13 protein-coding genes and 1 pseudogene are annotated in these 11,630 nt (G+C 72.7%); 7 read left to right on the top strand and 7 right to left on the bottom strand.

The annotated features are described in order from the left end of the window. A pseudogene (locus tag JKV81_RS21075) lies at positions 1-200 on the top strand (aa3-type cytochrome oxidase subunit I); the annotation flags it as partial. A 36-nt stretch (positions 201-236) separates the two neighbouring features. After that, positions 237-578 carry a hypothetical protein gene (locus JKV81_RS21070; protein ID WP_202077205.1) on the top strand — a complete coding sequence of 114 codons (342 nt, stop codon included), beginning with the start codon at positions 237-239 and terminating at the stop codon, positions 576-578. 40 nt (positions 579-618) lie between these two features. Here the strand turns inward: JKV81_RS21070 and JKV81_RS21065 are convergent, their stop codons facing one another. The 4 genes from JKV81_RS21065 to JKV81_RS21050 form a co-directional block, all read right to left on the bottom strand. Continuing rightward, the gene (locus JKV81_RS21065; RefSeq protein WP_202077203.1) at positions 619-996 is read right to left on the bottom strand and encodes a VOC family protein; all 378 of its coding nucleotides are present in this window, start codon (positions 994-996) and stop codon (positions 619-621) included. 24 nt (positions 997-1,020) lie between these two features. Next, positions 1,021-2,853 (bottom strand): FUSC family protein, encoded by a 1,833-nt coding sequence (locus JKV81_RS21060; RefSeq protein ID WP_202077201.1) that lies wholly within the window; start codon positions 2,851-2,853, stop codon positions 1,021-1,023. 139 nt (positions 2,854-2,992) lie between these two features. Beyond that, complete coding sequence (locus JKV81_RS21055) at positions 2,993-4,582, bottom strand: sigma-70 family RNA polymerase sigma factor (protein ID WP_202077199.1); 1,590 nt, start codon at positions 4,580-4,582, stop codon at positions 2,993-2,995. A 209-nt stretch (positions 4,583-4,791) separates the two neighbouring features. After that, positions 4,792-4,986, bottom strand: coding sequence for an antitoxin (locus JKV81_RS21050; RefSeq protein ID WP_129260149.1), 195 nt, complete (start codon positions 4,984-4,986; stop codon positions 4,792-4,794). Between the two features lie 319 nt (positions 4,987-5,305). On the opposite strand from JKV81_RS21050, the gene JKV81_RS21045 reads away from it, so the two are divergent. After that, the gene (locus JKV81_RS21045) at positions 5,306-6,112 is read left to right on the top strand and encodes an SAM-dependent methyltransferase (RefSeq protein ID WP_129260150.1); all 807 of its coding nucleotides are present in this window, start codon (positions 5,306-5,308) and stop codon (positions 6,110-6,112) included. A 34-nt stretch (positions 6,113-6,146) separates the two neighbouring features. Continuing rightward, complete coding sequence (locus tag JKV81_RS21040; protein WP_202077197.1) at positions 6,147-7,436, top strand: D-arabinono-1,4-lactone oxidase; 1,290 nt, start codon at positions 6,147-6,149, stop codon at positions 7,434-7,436. Positions 7,437-7,475: 39 nt separating this feature from the next. On the opposite strand, the gene JKV81_RS21035 is transcribed toward JKV81_RS21040, so the two are convergent. From JKV81_RS21035 to JKV81_RS21025, 3 genes are all read right to left on the bottom strand, one after another. Then, complete coding sequence (locus tag JKV81_RS21035; RefSeq protein ID WP_202077195.1) at positions 7,476-8,468, bottom strand: MASE1 domain-containing protein; 993 nt, start codon at positions 8,466-8,468, stop codon at positions 7,476-7,478. A gap of 63 nt (positions 8,469-8,531) precedes the next feature. After that, positions 8,532-9,365, bottom strand: a complete 834-nt coding sequence (locus JKV81_RS21030; protein WP_129260153.1) for a PP2C family protein-serine/threonine phosphatase — start codon at positions 9,363-9,365, stop codon at positions 8,532-8,534. 109 nt (positions 9,366-9,474) lie between these two features. Beyond that, positions 9,475-9,954 carry a MarR family winged helix-turn-helix transcriptional regulator gene (locus JKV81_RS21025; RefSeq protein WP_202077193.1) on the bottom strand — a complete coding sequence of 160 codons (480 nt, stop codon included), beginning with the start codon at positions 9,952-9,954 and terminating at the stop codon, positions 9,475-9,477. 110 nt (positions 9,955-10,064) lie between these two features. Between JKV81_RS21025 and JKV81_RS21020 the strand changes: the two genes are divergently transcribed. From JKV81_RS21020 to JKV81_RS21010, 3 genes are all read left to right on the top strand, one after another. Next, positions 10,065-10,475 carry an organic hydroperoxide resistance protein gene (locus tag JKV81_RS21020; RefSeq protein ID WP_129260155.1) on the top strand — a complete coding sequence of 137 codons (411 nt, stop codon included), beginning with the start codon at positions 10,065-10,067 and terminating at the stop codon, positions 10,473-10,475. Between the two features lie 172 nt (positions 10,476-10,647). Next, complete coding sequence (locus JKV81_RS21015) at positions 10,648-10,809, top strand: hypothetical protein (protein ID WP_164493800.1); 162 nt, start codon at positions 10,648-10,650, stop codon at positions 10,807-10,809. A 110-nt stretch (positions 10,810-10,919) separates the two neighbouring features. Then, the gene (locus tag JKV81_RS21010) at positions 10,920-11,552 is read left to right on the top strand and encodes an SGNH/GDSL hydrolase family protein (RefSeq protein ID WP_202077192.1); all 633 of its coding nucleotides are present in this window, start codon (positions 10,920-10,922) and stop codon (positions 11,550-11,552) included. The last annotated feature ends 78 nt before the right edge of the window (positions 11,553-11,630 follow it).

Genomic DNA, 11,630 nt, shown 5'->3' with positions numbered 1-11,630 from the left:
ACGACCCCTGGGGCTACGGCCGTTCGCTCGAATGGGCGACCTCCTGCCCGCCCCCGCGGCACAACTTCCTGACGCTGCCCCGGATCCGCTCCGAATCCCCGGCCTTCGACCTGCACTACCCCGCGATCCGTGCCCTGGAGGAGGAGGCGACCCGTCCTCACGAATCCGCCACCGTGGCCCCCGGGGACAAGCAGGTATAGAGCCCAGGAGCGACGGGCCGAGGAGAGGAGGAGGACGTGAAGCCGGACAAGGAGAGTGCCCGGGGCCTCGCCCAGGTGGAGGGCTACCTGCTCTGGAACGCCGAGGTGGAGGAGGCGCGCAGGCAGGCACGCCGCTTCACCGACGCGCTGCCCTGGCTCACCACCGCCCAGCGTGAGGACGTCGAACGCGTCTACGAGGCGGACAGGATGGAGGTCTGCCGGGAGACGCTCACGAGGATCGCCGGCCGCGCGGTGGAACTGCGGGGCGAGTACACCGAGCGTTACGACCGGCTCAGGGCCCGCTGCGTGGCCTGGACCGTCCTGACCGTGGGCACGGTGGGCGGCACCTGCACCGCCCTGACCCTGATCGGCCGCTGACCCCGCCCGGGGTGCCCGGCCCGTACCCGGGCACCTCGGGTCAGTGGCGCAGCAGACAGAACGGATGCCCGGCCGGATCCGCGAACACCCGCCAGCCGCGCGCGGCGTCGCCGCCGTCCAGCAGCGTCGCCCCGAGCGCGAGGACCTCCTCCTGGGCGCGGTCCAGATCCGGGACAGCGAGGTCCAGGTGGGACTGCTGCGGACGGGCGGGGTCCGGCCACGCCGGAGCCAGGTACTCCCGGACCCGCTGGAAGCAGAACACGAGTCCCGACGGCGTGTGCACCGTCGCCCAGTCCTCGCCGAGGGCCCACCGCCGGTCGGGGCGGTCGACCTCCCCGCCGAGCACCGCCGCGTAGAACAGGGCCAGCCGCGCCGGGTCCGGACAGTCCAGCACCACACACTGCAGTTCAGCGATCATGCCCAGCATCCTAGGAAACCCCGCTCACCGGGCCGGGACCGCCCACGCGCGGTCCAGTTCGGACAGATGCGTGGCGAGCAGTTCGGCGTGCGGGGACGGCAGTTCGGCGGCCCGGTGGTCCAGCTGCACCGCGCAGGCCGTCGTGGTGTCGATGAGCCGTTCCACCGCACCCGCGACACTCTCCGACCCGGCCGAATGCCTGGCCACCGGCGGGAGTTCGGCCGCCGAGACATCGATCGCCGTACGGGCCGCCGCCAGCGACCGGTAGGCATCCCGGCGCAGTGCGGCCCTCCCGGTGTGGTCCTCCCGGGCGTCCAGGACATGCCCCACGTAGCGGTGCGCCGCCCCCACCGCCGTGTCGAGGGCGGCCCGTACGGCGTGACCCCGCCGGCCCGGCAGCGGGAGGTGCCCGACGAGCAGCACGGTCGCGCAGGCCAGGAGCGACTCCACGAGCCGCCCCCAGGAGGCGGGCGGTTCACCGCCGAGCACGACGAGGGACAGCACGAGAACGGTCACCACCGCCGTCTGCACCGCGAAGTGACGGGTGGCCACCGGAAGGAGCGCGCCGCAGAGCGCCACCGCGCCGACGAGCGGGAGGTGCCCCGATGCCAGCAGGGCCAGGGCACCGAATACGGCGGCGCCCACGGCCGTGCCCACGGCCCGGCACATCACCCGCGAGGCCAGCGGCCCGAGATCGGGCTTGACGAGGAACACGGTGGTGGCGGGCAGCCAGTACCAGTGGTCGTGGTGCAGCCACTGCGCCACGACCGTGCTCGTCGCGCAGCACAGCGCGACCCGGAGGCCGTACTCACGCCCCGCCGCACTCCACACCCCGCGCAGGACCGACACGTACGAGCGCGCGTCGCGCCTGCCCGGTGGCGTGTCGGCGGGGCGGTCGAAGGCCGCGGCTGCCCGCAGCAGGGCGTCGTCCAGAGCCCGCAGCCCGGCATCCGTCCTGGCCGGGGCGGCCAGCGGTCCGCAGGGCCCGTCGGCCCGCACCGCGGCAGCCAGCCGGAGCGGGCCCTCGACGATCCTGCCGGGCAGCGTGTCGCCGGCCCACGCCAGCGCGGTCGCTGCCTCGGCGAGGGGGAACGCCGCCGCGTACCGGGCGTGCAGCCGGCGCTCGGCTGCGGAGCTCGCGTAGCGCCGCAGCCGTGGCCCGGCCAGGGCGTCCTGCGCCTGGTCGAGCGCGGCACTCAGCGCCGCGCGCCCCGCGCGGGCCCCCGGGCCGCCCACGGCCCGCAGCAGGCCCGCCACCGCCTCGTACACCGCGGCGACCGCCTCCCGCTCGCCGTCCAGCCGGTAGGGCCCGCGGCCGAGCCCGCCCGGCGACGGAAGGACCAGCCGGAGCAGCAGCAGCCACCCCGCACCGGCCAGGAAGAGCAGCGCGCGCACCGGACCGGGCTCCGGCAGCGGCATCCCGGCCCCGATCACGACGGCGACCAGCACCTGCGTGCCGCACGCGGATGCGACGGGCCCCGTCGAACTCACTGCCCCCGCGACCAGGCCCAGCAGCCCGAACACGAGCGGCAGGACGACGAGCGAGCGGCCACCGCCCACGGCGGCCGCGAGCGCGGTGCCGAGCAGCAGACCGGCCGAGCCGGCCACAGCGGGAAGACCCAGACGGGCGACCGAGGAGCGACGGCTGCCGGGCCGGTCGTTGATGCCGGCCAGCATCGCACCGAGGGCGGCCGGGACGCCGGCGGACGGCCGCTCCGCCAGTACCGCGACGAGCAACGGCACGGCGGCCAGCGCCCCGCGCAGCACCGCGTTCCACGGGACCGGTCCGCGCTGGGCACGCAGGGCGTGGGCGAGCCACGGGGGAAGCCGGGTGGCGAGAAGGGAAGGCGTGGGCACCGTGCTCCTGTCCGCGGAGGGAAGACGATTTCGCCGGCGGACGCCTTCGGCCTTGGCTCGTGCCCAGCGTAGATCCTTTACATGGAGGGTGTGCTACCTGTCCGTTTCGGCGGCATGACGCTGTCCCGGACCGCGGGTGTCACAGGGCGGCGCCGAAGTTCTGCGTCCACACGGGACCCCCGGAGGAGTCCTCCCTGCCGATCCCGATCTCCTTGAAGGAGCAGTTGAGGATGTTCGCCCGGTGGCCTTCGCTGTTCATCCAGGCGTCCATCACCGACGCGGCGGTCTGCTGGCCCTTGGCGATGTTCTCGCCGTACGTGCTCCACCGGTACCCGGCGGCGGTGATGCGCGCGCCCGGGTCGGTGCCGTCCGGCGACGTGTGGGAGAAGTAGTCCCTCGCCACCATGTCCGCGGAATGACCTGAAGCGGCTTTCGCCAGCCGGCTGTTGCCGCTGACCGCCGCGCAGCCCGCCTTGGCCCGCTCGTCGTTGACCAGAGCGATCACCTCGTCCGCCACCGACGGAGCCGAGGAGATCTTCGGAGCCGGGGCCGGGGCGGAGGACGGCGTGCGCGGCCGTTGCGTCGTCTTCTCCGGAGCGGCTGTGGCGCTCCTGCTCTTGGACGGCGACGGCGAGGTCGCGGACGGCGAGGGGGACGCCGAGGAGGCCGAGGGGGTGGGGGAGGAAGGCGACGCCGACGGTGACGACGGTGCCGTCACCGGTGCCGACGGGCCGGTCAGCGGGGCCACGGCCGTCGCGGGGTCCTCGCCCGTGTCGTCCGTGTACAGGTGCACCGCGGCTCCGCCGCCGCCCAGGACCGCGACCGCCGCGAGACCGGCGGCCACCGTGGTGCGACGGCGGCGTCTGATGCCGTTCCGCCGGCGCTCGGCACGACCGGGTCCGGCCACGGCGGCCGCCGCCGGCAGGAACGCCGTCGGCAGGAGTTCCGCGGCCGGACCACCGGCGGACGCCGCCACGGGGACCAGGGCCAGTCCCACCAGCAGGCCCTCCGCCGGGACCAGGCCCGAGCGGTGGCCCGCGCACACCGTGCACTCGCGCGCGTGCCGCGCCAGACGCTTGCGCCACAGCGCGGACGGCACCCCGTCCCACCGGGCCGTCAGGTCTTCGAGCAGGACACAGCGCGGCTCCGCCGCCAGGGCGCGTACCACCACCCGGGCGGCCTCCAGCCGCTCCTTCATCCGTTGGACACGTACCGCGGTGTGCTGGGGGGACAGGTCGAGCGCGCTCGCGACCTCCGCCCGGGACAGCTCGCCCGCGGTCTCCAGCCACCACAGCGAGACCAGCTCGCGGTCCTCGTCGTCGAGCCACCGCGTGGCCTCGGCGGCCTCCCGGCGCTGGCCCGTCAGGCCGAGCCGGACGATCGTCAGCTCGACGAAGTCGGCCGCGGGGTCGACGACGTCGTAGCCGTCCTCCACCCGGTCCGCGGATATCTCCCCGGTCCTGCGCTCACGCCAGTGCCCCCGTATCTCGTTCATGGTGATCGCCACGAACCAGGACCGGAAGCTCTTCGGAGTACGGAGCGAGGGCAGGCCACGGAGCATGCGCAGCACGCTGTCCTGCACCACGTCGTCGACGTCCGCGTGCCCGTTCAGCGCCCGGCCGACGATGTTGTAGACCAGCGGCAGATAGGACGCGACGAGCCGGTCCTGCGCCTCGGGGTCGCCCTTCTGCGCGGCCTTGATCAACGCCGTCTCGCGTGCCTCGCCCATGCTCTGCTCACTCTTCCGGGATCCTGTTCCGTCACTTCCCACACTCGGGAGACGCTGTGCGGCGGGGACGATAACAGGAATCCGGTCAGGTGCTCGAGATCCGCTCCGGGATCCGGACGCGGAGCACGCCTGGCCCGGTGACGGTGTGAGCCGTCACCGGGCCAGGCACCGGGATGAGGGCCGGACGGCGACCCGTCGTGTTCCGGTCGTCAGGAGCGGGGCGGGTCGTCCTGGTTGCGGTCCGCGCCGAACTGCTGCTTCAGCTTGTCCTGACCGGTGTCGACATGCTTGCTGTACTTGCCCTGGGTCCGGTCGTCGATCATGTCTCCGGCCTTGTCGACGCCCTTTCCGGCCTGGTCCTCGTGGCCCTTCAGCATTTTCTTGATCTTGTCCAGCGCGGACATGGCGGATCCTCCTCGTCTCGGCTTCCCCCGCCCATCCAGGGTCACCGCAGATGGCCGGGACCGCATCCGCGAGCGCCGCCGGGCGGTCCCGAGGGGCGTCCGACGTGTGAAGGGCGGCTGGATGGGCAGATACCGGTTGACCAGGAGGAGGTGGTGGCCGTGGGCCGCATCCGGATCGTTCGCCGTCCCCAGCCCCCCACGGGGCCGCCCCCGCTCGACCTGCGGACACCGTCCGGACGACCCCTGCCGTACTGAGTCCCGGAGCCACGTCCCGGCGGGCGTCCCGCTCCGTCATCACCGCGGTGTGTGAGGCTTCGACATGAACGATCACCGAGAGCCACCGGCCGACCGTCTGAGGGCGGACGTGCCGCACTCGGCCCGGGTCTGGAACTACCTGCTCGGAGGCAAGGACAACTACCCCGCGGACGCCGAGGTGGGGGAGATGATCCTCCAGGCCTTCCCGGACATCGCGGGCATCGCACGTGACCAGCGGGCCTTCCTGGCCCGCTCCGTGCGCTTCCTGGCCGCGGAGGCGGGCATCCGGCAGTTCCTCGACATCGGCACCGGGCTGCCCACGGCCAACAACACCCACGAGGTCGCCCAGTGGACGGCCCCCGAGTCCCGGATCGTGTACGTCGACAACGACCCCCTCGTGCTGACGCACGCCCGCGCGCTGCTGACCAGCACCCCGGAGGGCGCCTGCGCGTACGTCGACGCGGATGTGCGCGACACCGGCCGCGTCATCGAGGAGGCCGCCCGGACCCTCGACCTCGGCCGCCCCGTCGGTCTGACCCTGCTCGGCATCATGGGGCAGCTGCCGGACGAGGAGGACCCGTGGGCCCTGGTGTCCCGTCTGCTCGGTGAGCTCGCATCCGGGAGTTACCTCGTCCTCGCGGACGGCACGGACACCAGCGACACGATGAACCGGGCGATCGAGGCGTACAACGCGCACTCCGCGAGCTCGTACCACCTGCGCAGCCCGGCCCGGATCGCCGCGTTCTTCGACGGGCTGGACCTGGTCGAGCCGGGTGTCGTCAGGACGTCGGACTGGCGCCCCGACCCCGGCCGGAGCGGGCAGGACGGACCGCCGAGCCATGCCGTCAGCGGTGTGGGACGCAAGCCCTGAGCACGGGGCCGGGCGGAGCGTAAGCTCCGGAGTCATGATCGACCATTCGGCGCACGCCCCGTCCGACCGCCGGACGAACTGGGCCCGCAACATCACCTTCGGCGCGCAGCGGCTGCACACGCCCGCCTCCCTCGCGGAGCTCCAGGACATCGTGTCCGCGAGCACGGCGGCCAGGGCGCTGGGCACCGGTCACTCCTTCAACACCGTCGCCGACACGCACGGCGACCTGATATCCGTGGCGGGCCTGCCCCGCTCCGTGGAGATCGACCAGGAGGCCCGCACCGCGACGGTGAGCGCGGGTCTGCGCTTCGGGGAGCTCACGGGCATCCTGCACCGCAGCGGGCTCGCACTGCACAACCTCGGTTCGCTGCCGCACATCTCCGTGGCGGGAGCGTGCGCGACCGGCACCCACGGTTCGGGCGTCGGGAACCGCTCCCTGCCCGGAGCCGTCAGGGCGCTGGAGTACGTCGCCGCCGATGGCAGCACGGTCGCCTCGGCGCGGGGCGACGACGGCTTCGACGGCTCGGTGGTCTCCCTGGGCGCCCTCGGAGTGGTGACCCGGCTGACCCTGGACCTCGTGCCCGCGTTCGAGGTCCAGCAGTGGGTGTACGAGGGGCTCCCGCAGGACCAGCTGCTCGGACGCTTCGACGAGGTGATGTCCGAGGCCTACAGCGTGAGCCTCTTCACCGGATGGCACGGCGGTCCGATCGACCAGGTGTGGCTCAAGCACCGTGTCGCGGACGACGGCCCCCGCACCGCACCGCACACGTGGCTCGGCGCCACGCTCGCGGACGGGCCGAGGCATCCGGTGCCCGGCGTGGCCGCGGAGCACTGCACACGGCAGGAGGGCGTCCCCGGCCCCTGGCACGCCAGGCTCCCGCACTTCCGCCTGGAATTCACCCCGAGCAACGGCGAGGAACTCCAGTCGGAGTACTTCGTGGCCCGGCACGACGCCGTGGCGGCCTACGAGGCCCTCGACCGCATCCGGCAGCAGTTCTCGCCGCTGCTCCAGATCGGGGAGATCCGTACGGTCGCGGCCGACGACCTGTGGCTGAGCCCGGCCCAGGGACGGGACTCCGTGGCGTTCCACTTCACCTGGGTGCCGGACACCGCAGCCGTCACGCCCGCACTCGGGGCCATCGAGGAGGCACTCGCGCCCTTCGGGGCCAGGCCGCACTGGGGCAAGGTCTTCACCACCCCGCCCGGCAGGCTCAGGGAGCTGTACGGCCACTACGCGGACTTCGAGCGGCTCACCGAGAGGCTCGATCCCGGCGGCACCTTCCGCAACGACTTCCTGGCGGAGCACTTTCCCCGTACCGGCTGAGGCTCCGGGGGCCCGCGCCGGAGTCCGCGCGCAGGGCCCTCACCCCGATTCGCCCGTCGGTTCGTCGGGCCGGGGGAGTCTCCCCGGCGGCCCCGGTGCGAGCTTCTCCACGAGAGCGGCCAGCTCCTCGCACGCCACCTCCGTCTCATGGCGGATGTTGTTGTGCTCGGTCACGATCGCGGCGAGCAGGAGCGCGGTGAGGGCCACGCAGCCGTTGAGGACGCACAGGTTGAGCATGACCTCGAGCACCGAGTGGCCGTCGAACGGCCCCACGCCCTCGGTTCCGGCGACGATCGCCATGACGGACATCAGGAGCGCGCAGGGGGCGCTGCCGGCCAGCTGGAAGCGGAGCGCCGCCCAGACGAGCACCGGGAACAGCAGATAGATCATGGACAGCGGGCTCCTGGTCGCGAACGTCGTCGCCGTCACCGCGACCACCGCGAGCGCCAGGGCCTCCGTCCACCGGTCGTCCGCCCTCGGCATGCGTGCCTTGCGCAGGACGAGAAGCAGGGGGGTGACCATGAGCACGCCCATCGCGTCCCCGGCCCACCAGGCCGACCAGACCGCCCAGAACCGGGACCCCGACAGCGAGCCGTTCAGCAACTGGACCACGGTGCCCGTCGTGGAGCTGATGATCATGCCGCCGAGAGCTCCGAGGAAGACCAGGGCGACCCCGTCGCGCAGGCGGTCCAGCTCCGTACGGAAGCCCACCGCGCGCAGGGCCAGGAAGGAGCACAGCGGGGCCAGCGTGCTGCCCGCGGTGATGGCGAGGCCCCAGAAGGTGAGGCCGTCGCTCAGGGCGATGACGGTGAGCAGCGCACCGAGTGCGATGCCGGGCCAGATCCGGGTTCCCAGATACAGCAGGGACGCCAGGGCGATCCCGGAGGGCGGCCAGAGAGGGGTGACGACCGAGCCCTCCACCGTGACCTTCCGGAGGAGACCGAGCCGTCCGGAGGCGTAATAGGCGGCGGCGATGCCGAGCATCTGCAGAACGATCACGACTCGGCGTCTGGTTCCCTCGCTGCGGATCACGCAACTCATAAGACACCGCCCGCCACGACAGGCCGTCGTGACACGCGCGGCCGGGGAACGGGCTCACCCAGGGCCCGGCGGACCGTCGCCGTGGCACAGGACGAGGACGGCCGCGTCGTCCTCGTGCCCCGTGAACACGGCCGCCTCGAGCACCCGGTCCGCCAGCTCCTCCGCGTCGGCGCCCACATGGGTGCCGACCAGACGCCTGATCCGGTCCAGCCCGGCGTCGATCGTGAGCGAGGGCCCCTCGATTACCCCGTCGGTGAGCAGGACGAAAGCACCCGGTACGTCGAGCTCGCGACGGGTCACGGGATAGTGCTGGCGCATCTCGATCCCGAGCGGCAGCCCGCCCGCGTCGGCGGTGATGCCCGAGCGCCCGTCGGCCGTCGCCCACACCGACGCGACATGACCCGCGCGGGCACTCCACAGCTCCCGGGTCCGCGGATCGATCCGGAGGAACGAGCACGTCGCGAAGAGTGGGAAATCCATCGACAGGATCAGGTCGTTCGTCCGGCCCATGACCTCACCGGGATCGGCGGCCGAGCTGGCGATGGCGCGCATGGCGATCCGGATCTGCCCCATGAAGGACGCCGCCTCCACGTCATGCCCCTGTACGTCGCCGATCGCGAGGCCGAGCGAACCGTCCGGCAGGACGAAGCCGTCGTACCAGTCCCCGCCGATGTCCAGCCCGTCGCGCGCGGGCGCGTAACGGGCGGCCGTCTGCAGTCCGGGGAACACGGGGAGCGTGGCGGGCAGCATCTTGCGCTGCAGGGCCTGGGCCAGTTCGACGCGGGCCTGGTGCAGCTCCACCTCTTCCCGGGCACGTGCGGTGAGATGCTGCAGTGTGCTGAGCAGGTCCTCGGCGCTCGCCGACCGGGGAGTTCGACGCCGGTTCATGGGCCGCTCCGCGTGGGGATGGTTCCTGCATCATATTTCGGCGTGGGAACTCCGGCGAGCGCTGTACGCGGGCCCGCTCCCGCGCTCCCGGGGGCGGCCGCCGGCCGGATCAGGCCGCCCGGCCGAGGGATTCGGTGAGGCGTGCCAGGGTCCTCTGCAGGTCCAGGACCTCCTCGACCGACATGCCGGTGGCCTCGAGGATCGCGCGGGGGACGGGCAGCGCCCGCTCACGCAGCCCCGCTCCGGCGTCGGTGAGGTGGACCGTGACCGACCGCTCGTCCTCCGGGCTGCGCTCACGCCTGACGAGGCCGGCCGTCTCCAGCCGCTTCAGCAGCGGCGACAGCGTGCCGGAGTCCAGGTGCAGCCGCTCGCCGATGGTCTTGACCGGGAGCGGGCCGTGCTCCCAGAGGACCATCATCGCCAGGTACTGCGGGTAGGTGAGGCCGAGGTCCTTGAGTGCCTCCCGGTAGACACCGCCGAACGCGCGGGAGGCCGCCTGGAGCGAGAAGCAGACCTGGTGGTCCAGCTTGAGCAGCTCCGTGTCCGGCAGGCCGGCCAGGCCGGGGGCAGGGGTCGGTGGTGGCGTCATGGGTCCAGCGTAACCCGCCGCCCGTCATTGGGTTGTGCGCAACTTAATTGTGTGCAACTCTCAAGGGGTGGCCGGATCGCGGTCACCTCCGTACGAGAGAAGGTCACCCCATGGACGCGCTGTACACCGCTGCCGCCACCGCCAACGGCCGAGAAGGGCGGGCGGTGAGCTCCGACGGGCAGATCGACCTCGCGCTCGCCCTCCCGCCGGCCCTCGGAGGCAACGGGAAGGGCACCAATCCGGAGCAGCTCTTCGCCGCCGGATACGCCGCGTGCTTCGCCAGCGCGATGAGCTCGGTCGCCCGCGAGATGAAGGTCGACACCAAGGACGTCTCCGTGACGGCCGAGGTCTCGATCGGCAAGGACGACTCGGGCTTCGGTCTCGCGGTCGTCATGCGCGTCGAGCTGCCCGAGGAGCTCGAGGGGGAGACGGGCCGGCGCCTGGTCGAGGCGACGCACGAGTACTGCCCGTACTCCAAGGCGACCCGCGGCAACATCGACGTCGAGCTCGTCATCGAATAACGGACCGGTCGCCCGCCCGTAGCGCGGCGGCGGTCCCGCCACCCCGGCCACCGGAATTCCGGTGGCCGGGGTCCGTTCCCGGGGGTCCGCCCCAGGTGGCCGGAGGGGAACGCGTACACTCGGCTCCCGTTTCCGCTGATTGGCGGGCATAACCGATCGATAGGCAGTTCACGTGAGTTTCGCAGAGGCATCCGACGCACCGATCTACGCCGGTCTGGTGGAGGAGCAGGGCGACGTCCCGGCCGAGGTGCGGCGGGTGGCCGAGGAGACCCTGCTCGAGGTGGAGAGCGCGCTCGACTTCAGCGCGGTGCGCGCGACGGCCGCCGCCCGCTGAGCCCGTTCCGGACCATGCCGGGTCCCCGCGGGCCTGGTCCGGATCAAGCGGGGCTTCCGTGGGCAGGATCATCTCCGTCGTCCCCTGGATCCTCACCCCCGGAGCACCGCGTGACCATCGACCTGCACCGCTCGGCCACCGTCCTGTTCCAGGGCGACAGCATCACCGACGTGGGGCGGCTGATGGAAGAGGACGCCCCGCTGGGCCACGGCTACGTCCGGATGGCCGCCGACCGCGTGCGGTCCGCCCGGCCGGACAACGACCTCACCTTCGTCAACCGGGGCGTCAGCGGCGACGGCGTCTCGGATCTGCGCGCCCGCTGGCGTACGGACGCCATGGACCTCAAGCCGGACGTGGTGTCCGTCCTGATCGGCGTGAACGACACCTGGCGCCGCTACGACTCCGGAGTGGTCACCTCCGCCGGTGCGTACGAGGACGACTACCGCGCCATCCTCACGCAGGTACGGGAGGAACTGGACGCCCAGCTGATCCTCATCGAGCCCTTCCTCGTGCCGGTGTGGGACGAGCAGTGGGCCTGGCGCGAGGATCTCGACCCCAGGATCCAGGTGGTCCGCCGGCTGTCAGAGGAGTTCGGTGCCACGCTGCTGGCGGCGGACGGCCTGCTCAACCAGGCGGCGCGGGCCGCCGGCGGTGCCGAGCACATCGCGGGCGACGGAGTCCATCCGACCCCGCTCGGCCACAGGCTCCTGGCGGAGGCCTGGACGGCACTGGCCGGGCTGTAGGGCCTGCCACCGGATCTGCCGGCCTACCGTGCGCCGGTGGTCCTAGGGCGTGTCTTCAAAGGCTGTTGATGGGGCATC

Source organism: Streptomyces silvae (genome assembly GCF_016745505.1).
GTDB lineage: Bacteria > Actinomycetota > Actinomycetes > Streptomycetales > Streptomycetaceae > Streptomyces > Streptomyces silvae.
The sequence above is the reverse complement of the archived record's forward strand: the minus strand, read 5'-3'. Positions and strand labels throughout refer to the sequence as shown.

Coding starts and splice junctions, on each gene's coding strand:
- JKV81_RS21065 (WP_202077203.1), bottom strand. CDS start 996: ATGATCGCTGAACTGCAGTGTGTGGTGCTGGACTGTCCGGACCCGGCG.
- JKV81_RS21055 (WP_202077199.1), bottom strand. CDS start 4,582: ATGGGCGAGGCACGCGAGACGGCGTTGATCAAGGCCGCGCAGAAGGGC.
- JKV81_RS21050 (WP_129260149.1), bottom strand. CDS start 4,986: ATGTCCGCGCTGGACAAGATCAAGAAAATGCTGAAGGGCCACGAGGAC.
- JKV81_RS21045 (WP_129260150.1), top strand. CDS start 5,306: ATGAACGATCACCGAGAGCCACCGGCCGACCGTCTGAGGGCGGACGTG.
- JKV81_RS21040 (WP_202077197.1), top strand. CDS start 6,147: ATGATCGACCATTCGGCGCACGCCCCGTCCGACCGCCGGACGAACTGG.
- JKV81_RS21030 (WP_129260153.1), bottom strand. CDS start 9,365: ATGAACCGGCGTCGAACTCCCCGGTCGGCGAGCGCCGAGGACCTGCTC.
- JKV81_RS21025 (WP_202077193.1), bottom strand. CDS start 9,954: ATGACGCCACCACCGACCCCTGCCCCCGGCCTGGCCGGCCTGCCGGAC.
- JKV81_RS21020 (WP_129260155.1), top strand. CDS start 10,065: ATGGACGCGCTGTACACCGCTGCCGCCACCGCCAACGGCCGAGAAGGG.